Source organism: Mesorhizobium sp. A623, assembly GCF_054489405.1.
The window spans coordinates 246,350-268,047 of record NZ_JBTMXB010000003.1 but is presented as its reverse complement, the minus strand read 5'-3'; the positions used below and the strand labels follow the sequence as shown (position 1 = coordinate 268,047).

At 62.6% G+C, this 21,698-nt stretch carries 20 protein-coding genes; 8 read left to right on the top strand and 12 right to left on the bottom strand.

Annotated features, from left to right (window positions below):
* Positions 1 to 5 precede the first annotated feature (5 nt).
* Complete coding sequence (fabF, locus tag ACX3P1_RS05195; protein ID WP_459078486.1) at positions 6 to 1,268, top strand: beta-ketoacyl-ACP synthase II; 1,263 nt, start codon at positions 6 to 8, stop codon at positions 1,266 to 1,268.
* On the opposite strand, the gene ACX3P1_RS05190 is transcribed toward fabF, so the two are convergent.
* Positions 1,256 to 1,540, bottom strand: a complete 285-nt coding sequence (locus ACX3P1_RS05190) for a hypothetical protein (RefSeq protein WP_459078485.1) — start codon at positions 1,538 to 1,540, stop codon at positions 1,256 to 1,258. The two genes, fabF and ACX3P1_RS05190, sit on opposite strands and share 13 nt — an antisense overlap.
* Between ACX3P1_RS05190 and mltG the strand changes: the two genes are divergently transcribed.
* Genes mltG through gmk form a run of 3 tightly spaced genes read left to right on the top strand, consistent with a single transcriptional unit; the run spans position 1,539 to position 4,123 of the window.
* The gene (gene mltG, locus ACX3P1_RS05185) at positions 1,539 to 2,576 is read left to right on the top strand and encodes an endolytic transglycosylase MltG (protein WP_459078484.1); all 1,038 of its coding nucleotides are present in this window, start codon (positions 1,539 to 1,541) and stop codon (positions 2,574 to 2,576) included. The genes ACX3P1_RS05190 and mltG overlap by 2 nt on opposite strands.
* A complete protein-coding gene (locus tag ACX3P1_RS05180; RefSeq protein ID WP_459078483.1) occupies positions 2,573 to 3,463 on the top strand; it encodes a YicC/YloC family endoribonuclease in 891 nt (296 codons plus the stop codon). Before mltG ends, ACX3P1_RS05180 begins: the two co-directional genes overlap by 4 nt.
* 3 nt (positions 3,464 to 3,466) lie before the next feature.
* Positions 3,467 to 4,123: a guanylate kinase gene (gene gmk / locus ACX3P1_RS05175; protein ID WP_459078482.1), complete on the top strand. Its 657-nt coding sequence runs from the start codon at positions 3,467 to 3,469 to the stop codon at positions 4,121 to 4,123.
* An 11-nt stretch (positions 4,124 to 4,134) separates the two neighbouring features.
* On the opposite strand, the gene ACX3P1_RS05170 is transcribed toward gmk, so the two are convergent.
* The 6 genes from ACX3P1_RS05170 to ACX3P1_RS05145 all read right to left on the bottom strand — a co-directional run bounded on the left by ACX3P1_RS05170 (position 4,135) and on the right by ACX3P1_RS05145 (position 11,537).
* The gene (locus ACX3P1_RS05170) at positions 4,135 to 4,920 is read right to left on the bottom strand and encodes a TSUP family transporter (RefSeq protein ID WP_459078481.1); all 786 of its coding nucleotides are present in this window, start codon (positions 4,918 to 4,920) and stop codon (positions 4,135 to 4,137) included.
* Between the two features lie 86 nt (positions 4,921 to 5,006).
* Complete coding sequence (locus ACX3P1_RS05165) at positions 5,007 to 6,629, bottom strand: ABC transporter ATP-binding protein (protein ID WP_459078480.1); 1,623 nt, start codon at positions 6,627 to 6,629, stop codon at positions 5,007 to 5,009.
* Positions 6,626 to 7,495: an ABC transporter permease gene (locus ACX3P1_RS05160; RefSeq protein WP_459078479.1), complete on the bottom strand. Its 870-nt coding sequence runs from the start codon at positions 7,493 to 7,495 to the stop codon at positions 6,626 to 6,628. The genes ACX3P1_RS05165 and ACX3P1_RS05160 overlap by 4 nt, the downstream gene beginning before the upstream one ends.
* Positions 7,492 to 8,439 (bottom strand): ABC transporter permease, encoded by a 948-nt coding sequence (locus ACX3P1_RS05155; protein ID WP_459078478.1) that lies wholly within the window; start codon positions 8,437 to 8,439, stop codon positions 7,492 to 7,494. Before ACX3P1_RS05155 ends, ACX3P1_RS05160 begins: the two co-directional genes overlap by 4 nt.
* Before the next feature lie 229 nt (positions 8,440 to 8,668).
* Positions 8,669 to 10,147: an ABC transporter substrate-binding protein gene (locus ACX3P1_RS05150; RefSeq protein ID WP_459078477.1), complete on the bottom strand. Its 1,479-nt coding sequence runs from the start codon at positions 10,145 to 10,147 to the stop codon at positions 8,669 to 8,671.
* Positions 10,148 to 10,259: 112 nt separating this feature from the next.
* Positions 10,260 to 11,537, bottom strand: a complete 1,278-nt coding sequence (locus tag ACX3P1_RS05145; RefSeq protein WP_459078476.1) for an acetylornithine deacetylase/succinyl-diaminopimelate desuccinylase family protein — start codon at positions 11,535 to 11,537, stop codon at positions 10,260 to 10,262.
* 213 nt (positions 11,538 to 11,750) lie between these two features.
* Here ACX3P1_RS05145 and ACX3P1_RS05140 point away from each other — a divergent pair, with 213 nt between their 5' ends.
* From ACX3P1_RS05140 to ACX3P1_RS05125, 4 genes are all read left to right on the top strand, one after another.
* A complete protein-coding gene (locus ACX3P1_RS05140; RefSeq protein ID WP_459078475.1) occupies positions 11,751 to 12,182 on the top strand; it encodes a L,D-transpeptidase in 432 nt (143 codons plus the stop codon).
* 150 nt (positions 12,183 to 12,332) lie between these two features.
* Positions 12,333 to 15,182, top strand: a complete 2,850-nt coding sequence (locus tag ACX3P1_RS05135; RefSeq protein ID WP_459078474.1) for a molybdopterin oxidoreductase family protein — start codon at positions 12,333 to 12,335, stop codon at positions 15,180 to 15,182.
* On the top strand, positions 15,179 to 15,943 hold the full coding sequence (locus ACX3P1_RS05130; protein WP_459078473.1) for a 4Fe-4S dicluster domain-containing protein: 765 nt from the start codon (positions 15,179 to 15,181) through the stop codon (positions 15,941 to 15,943). The genes ACX3P1_RS05135 and ACX3P1_RS05130 overlap by 4 nt, the downstream gene beginning before the upstream one ends.
* Positions 15,944 to 15,945: 2 nt before the next feature.
* Positions 15,946 to 16,872 (top strand): dimethyl sulfoxide reductase anchor subunit family protein, encoded by a 927-nt coding sequence (locus ACX3P1_RS05125; protein WP_459078472.1) that lies wholly within the window; start codon positions 15,946 to 15,948, stop codon positions 16,870 to 16,872.
* On the opposite strand, the gene ACX3P1_RS05120 is transcribed toward ACX3P1_RS05125, so the two are convergent.
* From ACX3P1_RS05120 to ACX3P1_RS05100, 5 genes are all read right to left on the bottom strand, one after another.
* Positions 16,869 to 17,054, bottom strand: coding sequence for a hypothetical protein (locus ACX3P1_RS05120; RefSeq protein ID WP_459078471.1), 186 nt, complete (start codon positions 17,052 to 17,054; stop codon positions 16,869 to 16,871). The two genes, ACX3P1_RS05125 and ACX3P1_RS05120, sit on opposite strands and share 4 nt — an antisense overlap.
* Before the next feature lie 127 nt (positions 17,055 to 17,181).
* Positions 17,182 to 18,150 (bottom strand): lipid A biosynthesis lauroyl acyltransferase, encoded by a 969-nt coding sequence (locus ACX3P1_RS05115; RefSeq protein WP_459078470.1) that lies wholly within the window; start codon positions 18,148 to 18,150, stop codon positions 17,182 to 17,184.
* A gap of 11 nt (positions 18,151 to 18,161) precedes the next feature.
* A complete protein-coding gene (locus ACX3P1_RS05110; RefSeq protein ID WP_459078469.1) occupies positions 18,162 to 19,190 on the bottom strand; it encodes a zinc-binding dehydrogenase in 1,029 nt (342 codons plus the stop codon).
* A 39-nt stretch (positions 19,191 to 19,229) separates the two neighbouring features.
* On the bottom strand, positions 19,230 to 20,501 hold the full coding sequence (locus ACX3P1_RS05105; RefSeq protein ID WP_459078468.1) for a beta-ketoacyl-ACP synthase: 1,272 nt from the start codon (positions 20,499 to 20,501) through the stop codon (positions 19,230 to 19,232).
* A 12-nt stretch (positions 20,502 to 20,513) separates the two neighbouring features.
* Positions 20,514 to 21,698 (bottom strand): beta-ketoacyl-ACP synthase, encoded by a 1,185-nt coding sequence (locus ACX3P1_RS05100; RefSeq protein ID WP_459078467.1) that lies wholly within the window; start codon positions 21,696 to 21,698, stop codon positions 20,514 to 20,516.

The window sequence follows — 21,698 nt, the reverse complement described above, 5'->3', positions numbered from 1 at the left end:
CTGCGATGAGGCGTGTCGTCGTCACAGGCCTTGGTCTGATTTCGCCTTTTGGAATGGGCTTCGAGCATAGCTGGAAGCAGTTACTGACGGGCCGAAGTGCTGCCAAAATCGTGACCGAGTTTCGGGTGGACGATCTTGCATGCAAGATCGCCCACGTCATTCCTCGTGGTGACGGCAGCGACGGCACGTTCAATCCCGAGGCGTTCCTTGAGCCCAAGGAATTGCGCAAGATCGGCGACTTCATCCTGTACGGGATCGCGGCCGCCGACGAAGCGTTGAAGGATTCCGGGTGGGAACCGACGACCGAGGTCGAGCGCTGCTCCACCGGCGTCATGATCGGTTCGGGTATCGGCGGCCTTGAAGGCATCGCGGAAAATGCGCTGATCCTGCACGAGCGCGGGCCGCGCCGTATCAGCCCTTTCTTCATTCCGGGCAATATCATCAATCTCGTTTCCGGCCAGGTTTCGATCCGGCATGGGCTGAAAGGCCCAAATCATGCCGTCGTCACCGCGTGTTCCACCGGCGCGCATGCGATCGGCGACGCCGCCCGGCTGATCATCTTCGGCGACGCGGACGTGATGCTGGCGGGCGGGGCGGAATCTCCGGTAACGCGGCTTTCGCTGGCGGGCTTTGCCGCCTGCCGGGCGCTGTCCACGGAACGCAACGATACGCCGGAAAAAGCGTCGCGGCCCTATGACCGCGACCGCGACGGTTTCGTCATGGGCGAGGGTGCCGGCGTCGTGGTGCTCGAAGAACTGGAACACGCCAAGGCGCGCGGCGCCAACATTTATGCCGAAGTGACGGGCTACGGCCTGACCGGCGATGCCTATCACATCACGGCACCTGCCGAGGACGGCGACGGTGCGTTCCGCTGCATGACCGCTGCGCTGAAGCGCGCTAACCTCGCACCCGCCGATGTCGACTACATCAACGCACACGGCACTTCGACCATGGCTGACACGATCGAACTCGGCGCCGTCGAAAGGCTGGTCGGCGATGCAGCCGCCAACGTGTCGATGTCCTCGACCAAGTCGTCGATCGGGCATCTGCTGGGCGCTGCCGGCGCTGCCGAATCGATTTTCTCCATCCTTTCCATCCGCGACAACATCGCTCCGGCTACCATCAATCTCGACAATCCGGAGCGCGAGACGGCGATTGATCTGGTTCCGAACAAGCCGCGCAAGCGCAAGATCGATGTCGCGCTGTCTAATTCTTTCGGGTTCGGGGGGACCAACGCATCGCTCGTTTTCCAGCGTTATAATGGTTGATCGGCTTGCCGGCTGCCGCTGCCGGTAGCGCATCTTGCCGCCATTTTTGCCATATTCGCCTCTACTGTGCCGGAGGGGATTCGTCGCTCGATCAAATTGTAGGACGCCATGAACATCACGCCGGCGAATAATGGGGAATTGGGCGAGCGGCCGGCTTCTGCCGGTCCCATCGTGCCCAAAACCGCGAACGAGGCTCTGCGCCCGGAGGCGGGGACGCCGCCGCCACCACCGAAGCGTTCGCGCGCCTCGCGCAGCCAAATCGTGGTGTTCATGAATTTCCTCGTTTCGGCGGTGATGCTGGTGATCCTGGCGGCTGGCGTCGCGGTATATTTCGGCAAGCAGGAATTCATGGAACCGGGGCCGTCTGCCACGGGCGACACGTTCCTTGTGAAACCGGCAACAGGCGTGGCGACGATCGCCGACCAACTCGAGCGGCGCAATCTGATCAGCGACGCCCGTGTTTTCCGGCTGGGCGTGCGCGCCTACGGCAATGATGGTTCCTTGAAGGCCGGCGAATACGAGATTCGACCCCACGCTTCGATGCGCGACATCATGGAATTGCTCAAGAGCGGCAAGTCGGTGCTTTATTCGCTGACCATTCCGGAAGGGCTTACCGTCGAGCAGGCATTGGAGCGTGTGGCCGATCAGGCCGCGCTGACCGGCGACATGCCGTCAGCCATCCCGCCGGAAGGCAGCCTCGCCACGGACACGCTGCGCTTCACGCGCGGGGCCACGCGCCAGCAAATGATCGACAAGCTTCTGGCCGACCAGAAAAAGCTGGTCGAGGACGTGTGGGCGCGGCGCTCGCCCGATTTGCCGATTGCCGATGTGAATGAATTCGTGACCCTGGCGTCGATCGTCGAAAAGGAAACCGGCAAGGGCGACGAGCGCTCGCGCGTGGCGGCGGTATTCCTGAACCGGCTTGCCAAGGGCATGCGGCTGCAATCGGACCCGACGATCATCTACGGTCTGTTCGGCGGCAAGGGAAAGCCGGCGGACCGACCCATCTATCAATCGGACATCGATAAGGCGACGCCCTACAATACCTACGCTATCAATGGCTTGCCGCCGACACCTATTGCCAATCCGGGGCGCGCGGCGCTGGAAGCCGTGGCCAACCCCTCCAAGACCAAGGACCTCTATTTCGTTGCCGACGGAACCGGCGGCCACGTCTTTGCCGCAACGCTGGAAGAGCACAACCAGAATGTTGCCCGCTACCGGGCGCTGCAGAAAAAGCAGGCCGACGAGGCCGCGAAAGCCGCGCAACAGCCGGCTGGCGACGAGACCGGCACGGACAGCGTGCAATGAAACTGCAGAGCATGACCGGGTTTGCACGCGCCGCCACCGAGCATGAAGGCACGGCGCTGGCCTGGGAGGTCAAATCCGTCAACGGCAAGAGCGTCGAGGTTCGCCTTCGGCTGCCGCAGGGTTTCGAGCGGCTGGAGCCGGCGGTTCGTCAGGCGGTGCAGAAGCGTTTTTCACGCGGTAATTTTCAAGCGACGCTTGCTGTCGGCCGAGCCGCTGGTGCGCAGGCGCAGCCGGTCATCAACGAAGCTTTTTTGAAAGACATTGCCGGGCTGGCGAAGCGTCTTGAGGAACAGTTCGGCGTAGCGCCGCCCACGGCCGACGGGCTGCTGGCCCTGCGCGGGGTGCTCGATATTCCCGAAGCGACCGAAACCGATGAGGCGCGTGCCGCGATAGACGCCGCCATAACGCACGTGCTCGACCAAGCGCTTTCAGGACTGGAAGAGGCTCGGAGCACCGAAGGCGAGGCGCTGCTGGCACTGCTTTGCGGCCATATCGACGCCATCGAGGCATTGACGCTGAAGGCCGAAGCCGATCCTTCGCGCGAGCCGGCGGCGATCCGGGAAAAGCTCGCCGAACAGGTGCGGCTGCTGCTGGACGCTTCGGCCAGCCTGGACGAGGGCCGGCTGCATGCGGAAGCGGCGTTCCTCGCGACCAAGGCCGATATCCGCGAGGAGATCGACCGGCTGAAGACGCATGTGGCGTCGGGCCGGGCGCTTCTGGCGGGAGGAGGCGCCATTGGCCGGAAACTCGATTTCCTGGCGCAGGAATTCAACCGTGAATCGAATACGCTGTGTTCAAAGTCGAATGCTGCCGCGATAACGGCCATCGGTCTGGAACTGAAGGCGGTCGTGGATCAGTTTCGCGAACAGGTCCAGAATCTGGAGTAACCCATGGTGGTCAAAGACGCCGGTTCCCGCATCCGCCGCCGGGGCTTGATGCTCGTGCTTTCGTCGCCATCCGGCGCCGGCAAGTCGACCATTGCGCGCAACCTGATCGAGAGCGACCAGAGCTTCGAACTGTCCGTCAGCGTGACGACCCGGCCGCGCCGCGGCAGCGAGATCGACGGCATGCACTATCATTTCCGTACGCCGCGCGAGTTCGAGATGCTGCGCGACAACGACGAATTGCTCGAGTGGGCCGAGGTCCACGGCAATTTCTACGCGACCCCGCGCGAAGCCGCCGAGAAGGCGATGGCCGAGGGCCGCGACATGCTGTTCGACATCGACTGGCAGGGCGCCAAGCAGTTGAAGGAGAAGATGCGGGGCGACATTGTCTCCATCTTCATCCTGCCGCCCTCGATGAAGGAATTGAAAGCACGCCTCAAGCGCCGCGCCGAAGACCAGGAGGCGGTGATCGAGACGCGCCTGAAGAATGCGCGGACGGAAATCGAGCACTGGACGGAATATGATTTCGTGGTGGTCAACGACGATCTCGACCGCGCTTTCGGCGAAGTCCGCTCCATCGTCAGCGCCGAGCGCTTGCGCCGCGACCGGCGACCGGGCCTGTTCGACTTCGTCTCCCGCCTGCTGGACGAAAAGACCGAATAGTATTCTCTGGCTTAAACGCCGAGCATCGAACGGAGCGGGTTGGCGGGATCGGCGAGCAGTTTTGCGGCCAGCGCTACGCATACGACCACCAGTAGCGGCTTGATAAGACGCGCTCCGTTTTTGATCGCCATATGCGCGCCGAGACGCGCGCCAAGAAACTGGGCGGCTCCCATCAGCAGGCCGATTTTCCAGGCGACGACGCCGACCGAGGCGAAGACGATAAAGCCGCCGACATTGGACGAGAAGTTCAAAAGCTTGGTATGGGCCGTCGCCTTGAGGACGCCGTAGCCGGCAAGCGACACGAAGGCCAGCATATAGAAAGAGCCGGCGCCGGGACCGAATATGCCGTCATAAAAGCCGATTGCCGGCACGATCATCAGGCCGAAGAGAAAAGGCGACAAGCGCCGCGCCCGGTCGATGTCGCCCATATTGGGCTTGATGGCGAAGTAGAGCGCAATGGCGACCAGCACGATGGGCAAAGCGGCGCTCAGGATCGCAGCCGGCACCACCGTCGCCGCCAGCGCGCCTAAAACCCCGCCGGCAAGAGCCATCAGGGCGGATGGCAATTGATGGCGCAAATCCACATGGCCTTTCGCGGCGTAGGCAAGCGTGGCCGAACCGGAGCCGAACAGCCCCTGCAACTTGTTCGTACCAAGTGCTGCGACCGGCGAGAAGCCGGCCAGCAGCAGGGCCGGCACGGTGATCAAACCGCCGCCGCCGGCGATGGAATCGACGAAGCCGGCTGCAAAGCCAGCAAGCGCAAGCATTATGACTGCTTCAGTGGCGAGATCGAACATGGCGGCTGGGGGCTTCAGATGAGACGGCAGGGATGGAGTTGGCGTTCGACCACATCGGTGCCGATTAGGCAATGCGGCTCTTGCGGTCAGCCCTGTTCCTGCAGCTTCCGTGCAAGCGCGCGGCGAAGATCGGGTGCGGCGGCGACCAGAGCGCGCGCCGCTTCGGATTTCGGGTTGTCGAGCACGTCTGCGGTTTTCCCGCTTTCGACAATGCTGCCCTCGTGCATCACCATCACCTCTTCGGTAATGGCTCGGGCGACTGTCAGGTCGTGGGTGATGAACAGATAGGCGATGCCAAGCCTGCCGTTGAGGTCGGCAAAAAGGTCGAGGATTTGCGCCCGGATCGACACGTCGAGGGCCGAAACCGGCTCGTCTGCGACCACCAGTTTCGGTCGTGTGATGATGGCGCGCGCGATCGACAGGCGCTGGCGCTGGCCGCCGGAAAATTCATGTGCATATTTGTCCATATCGTCCGGTGCGAGGCCGACTTCATGCAGCGCGTGCGCCACCATCTCGCGACGCTGCGTGCGCGACGGCTTTTGCTCCAGCAGATGAAGCGGCTCGGCCACAAGCCTTTCCGCCTTCAGGCGCGGGTCGAAGGAGCCGTAAGGGTCCTGGAATACGACCTGCATGTCGCGGCGCGCCGCTTTCAGTTCGGCCGCGCTCCGGTTGCTGATCGTCTCGCCGCGAAAGCGGATTTCGCCGGCGGTTGGCTTGTCCAGCGCCAGGATCATGCGCGCAAGCGTGGATTTTCCACAACCGGAACGCCCGACCAGAGCAACCGACTGGCCGGGCATCATCGAGAAAGAGACATCGTTGACGGCGTGAACGGGAGCGGCGCGCCGGAACAGCGACGTGTGGGCGCCGCGATAGGTCTGGCTGACTTTCTCGACATGCAGGAGAGGCGTTGCTGTATTGGCGGCGCTGACGCTGGCGCGTTGTGGCGCATGCATCGAGGCTTGCGCCAACTGCCTTGTGTAGGGGTGGACCTGCTGCGAGAGAACGCGCGCGGTTTCGCCCGCTTCCATCACCTCGCCACGGCGCAGGATGGTGATGCGGTCAGCCATTTCGGTGACGACGGCAAGGTCGTGCGAGATCAGCAGCAGGCCCATGCCATTTTCGGCAACGAGTTCGCGCAGCAGGTCGAGGATCTGCGCCTGCAGCACCACGTCGAGTGCCGTCGTGGGCTCGTCGGCGATCAGCAGTTTCGGGTTCAGCGCACAGGCAATGGCGATGACGACACGCTGGCGCTGGCCGCCGGAAAGCTCATGCGGATAACGCGACAAGGGAAATTTCTGTGCCGGCAGGCCCACCTGGTCGAGTATTTTGCGTGCACGGTCGTCGGCTTCGGCTCTGGAAACCTTGGCGTGCCAGCGGATGCCTTCGGCCACCTGCTCGCCGATGGTTTTGACCGGGTTCAGCGCCGTCATCGGCTCCTGGAACACCATGCCGATATCGTCGCCGCGCAACGCGCACATGCGGTCTTCGGTGGCCTTGAGAATATCGATGCCGTCGAAGGTGACACGGCCGTCAGCGCGCGCGCCTTGCGGCAAAAGCTGCATCACCGCCAGCGCGGTCATCGATTTGCCGGAACCCGATTCGCCGACAAGCCCCATCACCTCGCCGGGTGCGATGGCAAGGTCCACGCCTTTCAGGATGGACGTGCCGCCGATGTGGAGCGAAAGATTCTCGATTTCGAGCAGGCTCATCGTTGCCGCCTCGATTTCGGGTCGAGGATGTCGGCGAGGCCATCGCCCAGAAGATTGAGGCCGAGCACGGTGACGACGATGGCCATTCCGGGAAACAGCGCCATCCACGGCGCGACCACCATTCGCGTCTGCGCTTCAAACAGCATGCGGCCCCAACTCGACATGGGCGGCTGCGCACCTAGTCCGACATAGGACAGGCCCGCTTCCGCAAGAACGCCCAGCGCAAACTGGATGGTGCCTTGCACCAGAAGCAGCGTGGCGATGTTGGGCAGGATATGTTCCAGCGTAATCTGAGTGCTGCCCTTGCCGGCGGCACGCGCGGCAAGAATGAATTCGCGCGGCCAGATGGCAAGACCGCCGGCGCGCGCCACGCGGGCAAAGACCGGAATGTTGAAGATGCCGATGGCAATGATGGCGTTGACCGCGCCTGGCCCGAAGATCGCGGTAATCATGATCGCCGAAAGAAGGGCGGGGAAGGCGAAGACGAGGTCGTTCAAGCGCATCAGCGCTTCGTCCAGCAGGCCGCCGCGTGCCGCCGCCCACAGGCCGAGGGGCACGCCGACGCCCATGCCGATGCCGACCGCGACCAGCGCCACCGCGATGGAATTGCGCGCGCCGAGCATGATCATCGACAGGATGTCTCGCCCAAAATGGTCAGTGCCGAACCAATGGGTGAGCGAGGGCGCCTGCGTCTTGTCGGCGATCACTAGCTTGGTGATGTCGTAGGGCGTCCACAGAAACGAGACGAGCGCCATCGCCGCCACCAGCAGCGTGACGATAAAGCCCGCAAGGAACGAGCGGTTGGAAAAAGCCGTTGCAACAAGGCGGGCCCAACTGTCTTCGATCGGTCGCGTCGGTTCCGTCATTGCCGGCGTCTCAGGCGCGGATCGACGATCGCATAGGAAAGGTCGACCAAGAGATTGACGGCGATGACAGTGGCGACCAGCAGCATGACGACGCTCTCGACCACGATCAGGTCGCGCTGGGTTATCGCCTGGAACACCAGACGGCCGAGGCCGGGCAGGTAAAAGACGTTCTCGATGATGATGGTGCCGGCAAGCAGGAAGGCGAATTGCAGGCCCATGATGGTCAGCACCGGGATCATCGCGTTGCGCAGCGCGTGCCGCCAAAGCACGGTCCGGCGCGGCATGCCCTTGGCGCGGGCGGTGCGGATATAGTCCTCGTTCAGCACCTCGATCAGAGCCGAGCGGGCGACGCGCGCAAGAATTGCGGCTTGCGGCAAAGCGAGCGCGATTGCCGGCAGGAACAGCGCTTTCAGGGCCGGCCAGATGCCGGCGTTCCAGCCCGGAAAACCGCCGGCCGGAACCAGCCTGAGCCAGACCGCGAAAAGATAGATCAGCAACAGCGCGAACCAGAAATTGGGAATGGCGACACCCAGTTGGGCGGCCCCCATGGCGACGGTGTCGCCGGCATGGCCGCGCCGGCTGGCCGAATACAGGCCGACCGGAAGGGCGATTGCCGCGGCAAGCGCAAGCGCAATGAGTGCAAGCGGCAACGAAACGACGGCGCGCTCGGCAACAAGGTCGATGACGGGAACGGAATAGGTGTAGGACGTTCCGAAATCGAGAGTCAGCATGCCGCTTGCCCAGTGCAGATAGCGAACAAGGATGGGCGCGTTGAGGCCCATCTGGTTGCGCAGCATTTCCACCTGGTCGGCGCTGGCATTCATGCCCAGCATCAGGCGCGCCGGGTCGCCGGGGATGATTTCCAGCACGGCAAAGACGACCATCGAGGCGAGGATGAGCGTGGCAAGGGCGATGGCGAGACGCTGGAGGAAATAGGTGGTCATGGGTGGGGTACGGGAGTTTGCGTGCCGACCTGCTCTACGTTGCCCCCCTCTGTCCTGCCGGACATCTCCCCTGCAAGGGGGGAGATCAGGCTGTCATCTCTGCCGTTACCAACCTTCGATTCAGCAAGCAAAATCGAGAGGTCAAAGCTGCTGATCTCCCCACCTGCGGGGGAGATGCCCGGCAGGGCAGAGGGGGGCGCGACGAGGCGCAAGCTTCAAACGCCCCAGCTCAGTCCGTCCATTTTACCTTGGTGAGGTCGTTGGCCTGGATCGGTGCGTTTTCCCACAGGCCTTGCAGCTGGGCATCCCACACGCCGACCTTGGGCAGTTCGAATAGGAAGCCGGCGACCGCGTCGTCGGCCAGGATTTTCTGCGCCTGCTTCAGCAACTCGTCGCGCTTGGCCTCGTCCGACGTCAGGTTCAGCTCGGCAATTACCTTGTCGAAAGCCGGATTGTCATAGTTGAAGTAGTAATCCTTGCGCGAATAGATATCGATGTCGTTCGGCTCGGTATGCGAAACGATGGTCAGATCGTAGTCCTTTTTGGTGAAGACCTGATCGAGCCATTGCGCCCATTCGACCGGGATGATCTCCAGATCGATGCCGACCTCGCGCAATTCCGAAGCGACGATCTCGCCGCCAAGCCGGGCATAATCGGGGGGCGGCAGCTTCAAGGTGGCCTTGATGCCGTTTTCGAAGCCTGCTTCCTTCAGCAGTTCCCGGGCCTTTGCCGGGTCGTGCGGATACTCGCCTGTCAGATCGACATAGGCCTTGTTGGACGGCGCCATATGCGAGCCGATGGGCACGCCAAGTCCTCCCGACGCGCCGTCGATAATCGATTTGCGGTCGAGCGCGTAGGAAACCGCCTGCCTGACCTTGAGATTGTCGAAGGGCGGCTTCTTGTTGTTCATCGCAAGGATCGTCTCGCCTTCGGTCGAACCGATCGCCACCTTCAGATCGGGGTTTCCCTGGACCTGGGCGGCGGCATCCGGCGGGAAGAACGGGATGGCCTGCACATCGCCGGATAGAAGCGCCGTAACCTGTGCGGCGGCGTCCGGGATGATGCGGAATTCTGCCTTGTCCAGCGCTACCGGATCGCCCCAGTAATGGTCCGATTTCACGAGTGTGATCGAAGCGCCCTTGGCCCAGTTCTGGAACTTGAACGGGCCGGTGCCGATCGGCTTTTCCTTGTTGGTATCGGCCGATTCGGGCGCCACGATCACCGCGTCGCCCCAACCCATATTGTACAGGAAGGAACCTTGCGGCTGCTTCAGCGTGACCTTGACCGTCGCCGGGTCGACGACTTCGACCGTGTCGATGGCCGCAAACAGGCCTTTCTGGGCGTTGACGGAATTGTCGGCACGGGCGCGGTCGAGCGAGAATTTCACGTCATTGGCGTCGAAATCGGTGCCATCATGGAATTTCACGCCGCTATGCAGCTTGAAAGTATAGGTCTTGCCGTCGTCCGAAACGGTCCAGCTTTCGGCGAGGTCCGGCAACACTTCGCCGTTCTGGCCGATGCGGGTCAGCCCTTCGAAAACATTGGCGTAAAGCACTTCGTCGATTGCCGCGGCAGCGCCGGCCGTCGGGTCGAGATGGGGAGGCTCCAGAACGACACCCAGGACCAGATCGGTGCGTGCCGCCATCGCCGGCGAACTCGATATCAGCCCCAGAACCGAAGCTGCGAGAACGGCATTCCATATTTTCATCGATCATCTCCCGGCGATCTGGATAGTGCGCGAATAGAAGCGTGAAAACGCGGGCGAGTAAATCGCTTTGTCACGATTCTTTTGCAATGCAGCAGAAATCTACCGCGCTTGCTCAGTGCTGACCGCCGCGCAACAAAATGTCGAGGCCGATGGCCATCACCTTGGCCGATTGCACCATGTCGTCGATGCCGACCCATTCGTCAGGTCGATGGGCGAGGTCGAGGATGCCGGGACCGTAGGCGATGCAATCGTAGATGTGGCCTATGCGGGCGATGTGTTTCTGGTCGTAAGTGCCGGGCGAGATGACATATTCCGGCTCGCGGTCGAAGATTTCCATGATGCCTTGCGCCACCGCCTTGACCACCGGCGCATCGCGCTCGGTCATGGTGGGCTGCACTTCCATCAGATCGCGGATGTCGTATCGGAATTTTGGCCGCTCCCGCGTCAACCGGTCCAGGATCGAGGTTACTTCCTGCTTCACCTCCTCGATCTTCTCTTCCAGCAGAAAACGCCTGTCGATGGTCAGGCGGCACCAGTCGGGCACGTTGGGCGAGGGCAGGCCGGGTCGGAAATCGTCCGTCTGGCCGCCATGGATCGAGTTGATGTTCATGGTCGAGCGTCGCGCGCCTTCCGGCACCACGGGCATCGTCGTGCGCTTCGTGTCGAGGGCAGGAAAAAGCTCGTCCTCGAACGCTTGCAGCACCGCGCCCATGTGGCGCACGGCGTTGTCGCCGAGGAACGGCATCGAACCGTGCGCGATCTCGCCCTTGGTCTCGATCTCCGCCCACCAGACGCCGCGATGGCCAAGGCAGATGCGATCCTTGTTGAGCGGCTCGGGGATGATGACGTGATCGACCTTCGGCTTCGAAAAATAGCCGAGCCTGGCCAGATGGGCGACGCCGCCGAAGCCGCCGGATTCCTCGTCCACGGTGCCTGAGATTTCGATGGTGCCGGGGAAGTCGGGGTGGGTGTCGAGATAGGCTTCTACCGCGATGATCGAGGCGGCGAGCCCGCCCTTCATGTCGCAGGCACCGCGTCCATAGACCCTGCCGTCTTTCACCAGGCCGGCGAAAGGATCGACGGTCCAGCCATCGCCGGCCTCCACGACATCGATATGCGAGTTGAAGTGGATGCAGGGGCCGGGCGTACGGCCGTCGAAGCGGGCAACGACATTGACGCGCGGATAACGGTCGGTGTCGCCGGGCGTGCCTTCGGCGCGGATGAACTCGGTCTCAAAACCCCGGCGTTTCAACCGCGCGGCGATGTACTCCGCGCAGGGGCGATAGGCTTCTCCGGGTGGATTGATGGTGGGGAAGCGGATCAGGTCGGCGGTCAGTTCGACCAGATCGTCCCTGCGCGCTTCAATGGTTTCGAGCAGATTTGTTCTCATTGCCGGATTTGAACAGCGAATGGCGGGGCTTTGCAAGCCTGCCGCCATGGGCCAGCAAGAGCGTGTCCCGATTGCAACTGTCGCTCAAAATAGTTCAAATTTTACGTTTCCGATTGGGTGGATCCTCAACGCTTGCGTGTATTTTAAGAAAAACCCCCTCAAGGTTAAGAACAAACGAGCTTGGGTAAGTAAGGGCGATAAAAAGGGGACGTTATGAAAAAGACAGTTCTTTTTGCGGCGATGATGATGGCGCTTTCCTTCGGTGCATCGACGCCGGGATGGGCCGCAAGTCTTGTCGCGCGCATAAATGTTTCCACGCAAACGATGACGGTAAGCAAAGCGGGGCGGGTGCTCTATCAATGGCGTGTATCGACGGCCCGCAGGGGTTACGTGACGCCGCGCGGCACCTACCGGCCGCAGCGCATGCACAAGATGTGGTACTCGCGCAAATACGAGATGTCGCCGATGCCATGGTCCGTGTTCTACCATGGCGGCTACGCCATTCATGGCACCAATGCGGTGAAGCGCCTGGGTACGCCGGCCTCGCATGGTTGTGTGCGGCTTCGCACGGTCAACGCGGCGAAGTTCTATGCACTGGTCAAGGAAGTCGGTGCGGCGAACACGCGAATAATCGTCGCCAATTAAGGGCGGGTCGGAGGCAGCGCCGGGCGTTCGCCGCGACTATCATGCTGTGGCCCAAGCGTTTTCGACAACAAGTTTGCGGCCGAATGCCGTTTCGAGGCATTTCATTTCGCGGGATGCCTGATAGGACTCCTCACGGAGGAGTTTGAGCCGATGAGTCCCAGAGAGCGGGTTGCGCTTTCCGAGCCGATTGCCGACGAGGTGCGCAAGACCACGTGCTATATGTGCGCGTGCCGTTGCGGCATCAACGTCCACATCAAGGACGGCAAGATACGCTATATTGAAGGCAACCGCGACCACCCGGTGAACAAGGGGGTGCTGTGCGCCAAGGGTTCGGCCGGCATCATGCAGCACTATGCACCGGCCAGGCTCAACGCCCCGCTCAAGCGTACCGGACCGCGCGGTTCGGGAGAGTTCGTGGAAATCTCGTGGGAGGAAGCGCTTGGCATCGCCACCGGCTGGCTGGACGAGGTTCGCAAGGACGATCCCAAGAAACTCGCTTTCTTCACCGGCCGCGACCAGTCGCAATCGTTGACCGGCTTTTGGGCGCAGCAATACGGGACGCCCAATTATGCTGCCCATGGCGGTTTCTGCTCGGTCAACATGGCGGCTGCTGGCATCATGACCATCGGCGGCGCGTTTTGGGAATTCGGTGCGCCAGACTGGGACCGCACCAAGCTTTTCGTGATGTTCGGCGTGGCCGAAGACCACGATTCCAACCCGATCAAGATGGGCATTTCCAAGCTGAAACAGCGCGGCGCGCGTTTCGTCTCGGTCAATCCGGTGCGCACCGGCTATTCGGCGGTCGCCGACAACTGGATCGGCATCCGTCCCGGTACCGACGGGCTTTTGATCCTGTCGGTTGTCCATGAACTCCTGAAAGCGCGAAAGATCGACGTCGATTACCTGGTGCGTTATTCCAACGCCACCTGGCTTGTCGTCGATGCGCCGGGCACCGCCGATCATGGCCTGTTTGCGCGCGATGGCGAGGGCAAAGCGCTGGTGCACGAGACGGTGACGGAGCACATCGTGCCTGTCGGCACGAAGGGCGCGCGGGCGGCCCTTTCCGGCCGCGTTCAACTGGAAGATGGGCGGTTCGCCGTGCCGTCCTTCCAGTTGCTTGCTGAAAAATACATGGACGAGAAGTACGCGCCGGAAGCCGTCGCCACGGAGACCGGCGTCTCGGCCGAGACTATTCGCGGCCTGGCCTGCGAGATCGCGCGCGTGGCCTTTGACGAGGCGATCGTCATCGAGCAGCCCTGGACCGACACCAATGGCGAGCGCCATCAAGCCTATATCGGCAGGCCGGTATCGTTCCACGCGATGCGCGGGCTGTCCGCCCACTCCAATGGCTTTCAGACGACGCGCGCGCTGCACATGCTGCAAGTGCTGATCGGCGCGGTGGACTGCCCCGGCGGCTTCCGTTTCGAGCCGCCTTACCCCAAGCCGATTTCGGCTCACCCGACGCCGCATGGCAAGGCCGAGCATTTCGGCTCGAACAAGCCGCTATCCGGCCCGCATCTAGGTTTTCCGCGCGGACCGGAAGATCTGCTGATCGATGCCGACGGCAAGCCGGCACGCCTCGACAAGGCGTTTTCCTGGGACGCGCCCATCGCCGCGCACGGCATGATGCACATGGTCATCGCCAACGCGCATGCCGGCGATCCGTATCCGGTCGATTTGATGTTCCTCTACATGGCCAACATGGCCTGGAATTCGTCGATGAATACAGCCGGCGTCATCAAGATGCTGGAGGACAAGGACGAGGCGACCGGCGAATACCGCATTCCCAAGATCATCTATTCCGACGCCTATGCCTCGGAAATGGTGGCCTATGCCGACCTTATCCTGCCCGACACGACCTATCTCGAGCGGCACGACTGCATTTCCATGCTCGACCGGCCGATTTCCGAGCCGGACGCCGTGCAGGACGCCATTCGCTGGCCGGTGGTGGAACCGGACCGCGACGTGCGCGGCTTTCAATCAGTATTGCTCGACCTCGGTGCGCGGCTGAAGCTGCCGGGCTTCGCCGACAATCACGGCAAGGCGCTCTATAAGGATTATGCCGATTACATCGTGCGGCATGAGCGGCGGCCCGGTATCGGCCCTCTGGCCGGTTTTCGCGGCGTTAACGGTGACCGGGCGGGGCGGGGCGCCGCCAATCCGGACCAGTTGAAGCGCTATATCGAAAACGGCTCGTTCTTCTCGGCGCATATCCCGATGGAGGCGCAGTTCTTCAAGCACGCCAACCAGGCCTATCAGGACTTTGGCGTGCGCATGGGCTTCTTCGATACGCCGCAACCGGTGACGTTTCAGCTTTATCAGGAATCCCTGCAGAAATTCCGGCTGTCGGCGCAAGGGCTGCGCGAGCCGTTCGCGCCGGAAACGCACCGGCAACGTATCTTCGACGCGTTCGATCCGTTGCCGGACTGGTATGAACCGCTGGGCGAGGCGCTGGTCGATCACAAGGAATACCCGTATCACGCCATCACGCAGCGGCCGGCGGCGATGTATCATTCCTGGGGCTCGATGAATGCGTGGCTGCGGCAGATCCACACCAAGAACCCGCTCTATGTGCCGGGTCCGATCTGCGACGAACTGGGGCTTGTCGACGGCGACTGGGTATGGGTGATCTCGCACCACAGCCGCATCAAGGTCGAGGTGGCGCGCATGGAGGCGGTCAATTCGCGCACGCTGTGGACGTGGAACGCCATCGGCAAGCGCAAGGGCGCGTGGGGGCTGGATCAGGATGCGCCCGAGGCCAAAAAAGGCTTCCTGATGAATCATTTGATCCATGAACTTCTGCCGCCGAAAGGCGATGGATTACGCTGGTCCAACTCCGATCCGGTAACCGGGCAGGCGGCCTGGTACGATTTGCGCGTGCGGATCGAAAAAGCCGAAGCCGGCGAGGTGAGCGAACCGCAATTCCCGGAAATTGCCCAGCCGGGCAGGGCGGAACCGCATCCCGATGAATTGCGCTACGGGCAGGAGTGGGCGAAATGACCTTGCTCCCAGCCTTGCCGACCCCAAAGAAACTCGGCCTCGTCATAGACCTCGACGTTTGCGTCGGTTGTCATGCCTGCGTGGTATCCTGCAAGGAGTGGAACACCGGCGGCTATGGGTCGGCGCTTTCGGATCAGGACCCTTATGGCGCGGATGTTTCCGGCGCGTGGCTTAACCGCGTGCATACGTTCGAGGTGGTGCCGGAAGGCGGTGAGATCGTGGGCGAGGCGGGTGACGCGCGCATCGTGCATTTCCCCAAATCCTGCCTGCATTGCGAGGACGCACCCTGCGTTACCGTTTGTCCAACCGGAGCGTCCTACAAGCGCGCCGAAGACGGTATCGTGCTGGTGGACGAGGACATGTGCATCGGTTGCGGCCTGTGCGCCTGGGCCTGCCCCTACGGCGCGCGCGAGATGGATCTGGCCGCTGGCGTGATGAAGAAATGCACGCTGTGCATCGACCGCATCTACAACGAGACGTTCGAGGAAGTGGACCGCACGCCGTCCTGCGTCAGGACATGCCCGGCCAATGCCCGGCATTTCGGCGACTTTTCGGACCCGGGCTCTGCCGTGTCGCTCATGGTGCTGGCGCGCGGCGGCATTGACCTGATGCCGGAGCAGGGGACGAAGCCGGTCAACAAATATCTGCCGCCGCGTGCGCGGACATCGCTGGCGGCCAGTGCGCACCTGCCACTTGCTGAAAACACCGACGGCGCCAAGGGCTTTTTCGCCTGGCTCGACGGCATGCTGGACAGGATTTGAGCATGCATCCCGCTCCCTCCATCATCCTGTTCACCACGCTGTCCGGCCTTGGCTATGGGCTGGCGGCGGTGCTTGGGCTTGGTCTGCTCGATCCGTCGGCCCTGGCCACCAAGATCGCGCATGTTCTGGCGCTGGCGCTGATTTCCGGCGGGCTGCTCTCGTCGACGCTGCACCTGGGCAATCCGCAGCGCGCGTGGCGGGCGCTGTCGCAATGGCGCTCGAGCTGGCTGTCGCGCGAGGGCGTGATGGCGATCATCACCTTCGTGCCTCTGTGCATATCGGCATGGGCCTCGGTCATCGATGGCCGCTATCTGCCAACGGTCGGCATCGTCGGCACTGTGCTGTGCATGGTCACGGTCTATTGCACCGCGATGATCTACGCCTCGCTGCAGTCCGTGCAGGCATGGCACACTAAGCTGACGCCGCTTTGCTACCGGTTTTTTTCCATCGCGGGCGGTTTTCTGGCAGCCAGTTTTTTTGCCTTCTGCGGCGGTGGAAACACGATGGCAATGCCACTGCTGGCTTTGATTTTCCTGGCTGGCGCATGGGTGGCAAAAATATTCTGGCGTCGGAACATGCTGGCAATCGTGCCGTTATCGACGCCGGAAAGCGCCACGGGATTGGGCGCGATCGGCAAAGTCCGGCTGTTCGAGCGGCCGCATGTCAATGAAAACTACCTGACCCGCGAGATGGGCTTCAAGGTCGTGCGCAAACATGCCGACAAGTTGTGGAAGCTTGCCGTTGCCGCCGGTGGCTTGGTGCCGGGCCTGCTGATGCTGGCGCTGCTGCTGGCAGGAGCAAATGCCGGCCCGATGGCAGCGGTCCTTGCCGCGGTGGCGCTGGGTTTTCATATGCTGGGCATGGTGACCGAACGCTGGCTGTTCTTCGCCGAAGCGCGCCACGCCGTGATGAATTATTACGGCGGCTAGTCGCCGGCAAAATTCCGATGATCGCCTAGCGGCTTTGTCTTCGGCGTTTTCAAATGGCCGATACGCTTGGCCAATTTGCGAAGTGCCGCGAATTTTGCGCCCGCCACAGGCACAGCCTGTTCGCCCCACGGCGTCCAAAGACTGGTCGGCCTTACCGCGTCCGGTGCGATATGCCTGCCCATGGTAGCCTCCTCGCCGCCTGAACCATCCCCCAAAGGGATATGGTGATAGTGACAGAAGTTTTACGTTTTGCATCATCCTTTCGATGCAAAAAGATCAAATAGCTGCGAGGAGGGCGCTCCGGCGGGTTCAGCGCAGTTTGCGGGGGCGTCCCTTGATCTGCCAACGCTTGTGGAACCACATCCATTGGCCGGGGTCCTCGCGGACCCAGCGCTCCACCGTATCGGCAAGCATCTGCGTCGTCGCCTTGACGTCGACGCTGCCCGAAGCGTCCCGCGGCAGGTCCATCCGGCCTTCCACTTCAAGCCGGTAGCGGTTACCCGGCAGCCGGATGCAGCGGGCCGGGTAGACGTCGCAGTCATACTGGCGGGCCAGCATGCCGAGCACCGGATTGCTCTGGCACAGGCGGTTAAAGAACATCGTCTCGACGCCGCGCGTGAATTTCTGGTCGACGAGCACGCCGATATTGCCGCCTTTTTCGAGGATCGCGGCCAGCGCGAAGGAAGCGCCGGTCGACGAGGGTTGCAGATTGCCCATGTTTGCGCTGCGCATCGACTGGATATAATCGGCGAGATAGGGGTTGTTGGGCGGGCGAAACAGCGCCGTTATCTTCATGCCGAACGTTGCGGCAGCAACCGGCAAAAGTTCGAAATTGCCGAGATGGCCGGTGAACAGGATGTGCGGCTTGTCTTCGCCGGCGATGCGCAGGAAGTTTTCGGCGCCCTTGACCTCGATGCGACCGGGCACCGGCGCATCCGGGTCGTAATCGAACAATTGGTCGAGGAAAATATACTCGGCGGCAAGCCGCGCCATGTTGCCCCACATATCCAGCGCGATCGCATGGATTTCGGCGTCGGATTTTTCCGGGTAGGCCTGACGCAGATTATCCAGCGCGACGCGGTGCCGCCCGACCAGCGGCCCGATGCGGCGCGCGGCGCGGTTGACGAAGTTCAGCGCCTTGTCGGGCGGCAGACGCCGTAACACCGAAATCACGGCCATGGCAATGTATGCCACGATCCGATGGTTGAATTTTCGCAGCTTCAGGCCAAAGCCGAACTTGAAATTTCGGCGAAACGTCGTGAGAGGCCCTTGCGCCACCGTCGCCGGCCTCAGCTAACGCGCAAAATGATCTTGCCGAATACGTTGCGGCTTTCCATGCGCTTCAGCGCGTCATCGATGCCGTCGAAGCCGATCTCGGTGTCGATGACCGGCGCAACTTGCCCGGCCGCCATTTTTTGCATGGCGTTGGTCATGTTTTCCATGCGGCAGCCGAACGAGCCGAGCAGTTTTAGCTGCTGCTGGAACAGTTGCATCAGATTGACCTGCGCCGAGACGCCCGAGGTCGAGCCGCAGGTGACGAGCCGACCGCCGCGCTTCATGCACAGCATCGAGGCGGCGAAGGTGTCGGTGCCGACATGCTCGAAGACAACGTCGACGCCCTTCTTTTTCGTCAGCTTTCGCGTGACGCCCTCAAAGCGGTCCTCGCGGTAGTTGATGACGTGATCGGCACCCAGCGCCTTGGCCTTTTCGAATTTGTCGTTCGAACCGACCGTGGTGATGACGGTGCAGCCCATCTTCTTGGCCAGTTGGATCGCGGCCGAGCCGATGCCGGAACCGCCCGCGTGGACGAGGATGGTTTCGCCCGGTTGGAGCTTGGCGTTGTCGAACAGCATGTGCTCGACCGTGCCGAAGGTGACGGGCGCGACCGCAGCACCGACAGCATCGACGCCGGGAGGGGCCGGCACCAGCAGGCGGGCCGGCAGGTTTATTTTCTCTTGGGCAAAGCCGTCGAGGTGGAAGCCGTGTACGCCCGATACGTGCTCGCACAAATTGTCGCGGCCTTCGCGGCAGGCGCGGCAAAGCCCGCAGGTGCGTGCGCCATAGATGGACACCAACTGGCCGGGCAGCAGGTTTGAAACGCCGGGGCCGACCGTTTCGACCTCGCCGGAGGCTTCCGCGCCGACCACAAGCGGCAGCTTGCGCTTGGCGAAGGCCATGCCGCGCCAGCCCCAGACGTCGATATGGTTGAGCGCAACGGCCTTGATGCGCAGCGTTACCTCGCCCAGCGAGGGCGGCGGCGGTGGCGGCAGGTCCACCGTTTCCAGCCGGCGATCCTCGATGAGTTGCAGTGCGCGCATGAGCCTGACGGGTCCGTTAAGCGGGAAGGAAGGGCTCGCTTAACCGGGTTCCCGCGCCATGACAAGGCAGGTGTTCTGTCCGCCGAAGCCGAACGAGTTCGACAGAACCGTGCGGGTCGCAGCCTTGCGGCTGACATTGGGGACGACATCCAGCGCGATGGCAGGGTCGGGATTGTCGTAATTGATGGTCGGCGGGATGACGCCTTCGCGCATGGTCATCAGCGAGAACGCGGCCTCGATGGCTCCGGCCGCCGACAGCGTATGGCCGATCATGGATTTGTTCGACGACACCGGAATTTGACCGATGCGCTCCCCAAACACGGTCGACAGTGCCAGATATTCCATCTTGTCGTTTTCGGGTGTCGAGGTGCCGTGCGCGTTGATGTAGTCGATCTGATCCTGGCCCAGACCGGCATCGGCAAGGGCAGCCCTTACCGCGGCGATTGCGGGCGATGCGTCCGGCTTGGAGCGGGTGCGATGGAAGTCGTCCGCCTTTTCGCCGCAGCCGCGCAGGATGCCGAGAACGGTCGCGCCACGCGCCAAAGCGCTTTCCAGTGATTCCAGAACCAGGACTGCAGATCCTTCGGCCAGCACGAAGCCGTCACGGTCCTTCGAGAAGGGTTTTGATGCTTTTTCCGGCGCGCCTGTGCTGGTCGACAGCGCCGATAGCAGCGAAAAGCGGATCAGCGCTTCCGCCGTAGCCGAGCCGTCGGCACCGATGGACAAAGCGCGCATCGCTTCGCCGCGGCGGATAGCCTCGACGCCCAGTTGTATGGCGGTTGCGCCCGACGCGCAGGCGGTGGAGGTGGTTATTGGCAGGCCGGTTGTGCCGAATTGGTCGGCAAGGCGGTCGGCGATCGAGCCGAACTGCGCGCTTTCGAATATGTCGGATGAGTTCAGGCCGCGCGCGACTTCCAGCAGCCGGTCCAGCGCGTTTTCATTCGTGCCCTTGCCGTAGAGCGAGAACCTGTCGTGCCAATCGACTTCCATCGGTGGCGAAGCGAGAAACAGTGGCCCGTCAAAATCTTCTGGATCGATGCCGGCTTCGGTGATGGCTTCGCGTGCGGAAGTCTCGGCCAATTCATAGGTGAGGGCGCTCGCGCCCTTCGTGCTGGACGGCAGAAAGTCGACCATGCCCGACATGCGGGTGCTGAGATGGTCGACCGGAAAGCGCGTGATCGGGTGGATGCCCGATTTGCCGGCCGTCAGTGCCGCCCAGTTGGCAGCCTTGCCCACGCCGAGCGACGTCACCACGCCCATACCGGTGACGGCGACCACCGGCCTGCCCATATGGTCCTTCAGATTGGCCATGTCTTCACGCTCTCAATCGGCGGCGCGAACCAGCGCCACGCCTTCGAATTGGTGATAACCGATCGCGGTTGCCAGAACTTTTTCCGGGATGCCGGAGAATGCCGGTTCGGTGGCGTCGAAAGCCGGATACGCTGCCTTGTGATGAACGGCCAGCGCCGCCAGCGCCACGGCGAAGGGGAATTGCGCTTCCTTCATATGGCCGGTCAGGGTGGAAAAACCACGCGCAGCCAGTTGCGGGCGGGCCGCGAGCGCCGCTTTTTCTGCCGCCGTCGCTGCGTGGCCGCCGGATGCGCCGGATATGGTCAGCAATTCCTCGCCGGGCGAGAGGCGGTCGAGCAGTCCGGCAATGCTTGCATCAAGCTCGCCTTTGGCGCGTCGCGCGCGATCGGAAACGACAGGCCCGAGCTGTGCGTAAATCCGGCCCCCCCGGCGCTGGGCGTGTTCGCGCTGCTCCAGCACAAGAAATGCGCCGCCCGAGCCGGTTACGACGCCGCCGCCCTGGCTTGCCTGTCGCTGCCAGACGGATTGCCACGGATCGCGATGCAGATAGCCGCCCAGTTCATAGCCGAGCAGCATGTCGGGATGTTCGGTCTGGAACGCGCCGCCGACCAGCATGTGGGTGGACTGCCCGGAATGTATGCGCGCCACAGCGGTCTCGATGGCCGAAACGCCCGATCCTTCCTCGCCCATGAAGGTACGCGAGGAGCCGGTAACCTTGTGAACGATCGAGATGTTGCCGGCCAAAAGGTTGGAAAGCTGGGCCAGAAACAGCGTCGGCCGCAGTTCGGTCGTCAATTTCTCATTGAGCAGCAGGTCGATGTCGCTGCGTGTCTGCGATGCCGCGAGAATGTCGGCATCGACCGCCATGTCCCGCTCGCCGCCGCCTGCCGCGACCACCATGTCCATGGTGGCGCAAAGTGCCTCGTCGCCCTTGATGCCGGCATCGTCCAGCGCGAGGCCGGCGGCATAGGTGCCGAGCCTTTGCCACGTTTCCATCTGGCGCTGGTCGCCGCGCTTGGCGATCTGGAGGTTCCAGTCGATCTCTGGCAGCGGATGAACGGAATAGGGCGGAAAACGCGCCGCGTCGACCACCGGCTCAAGGCCGGGGGTGGTCAGCTTTTGCCAATGGATATCCGGGCCTTCTCCCAGCGAGGAGACAAGGCCGATGCCGGTGATGACGACGTCGCGGGGGCTCAT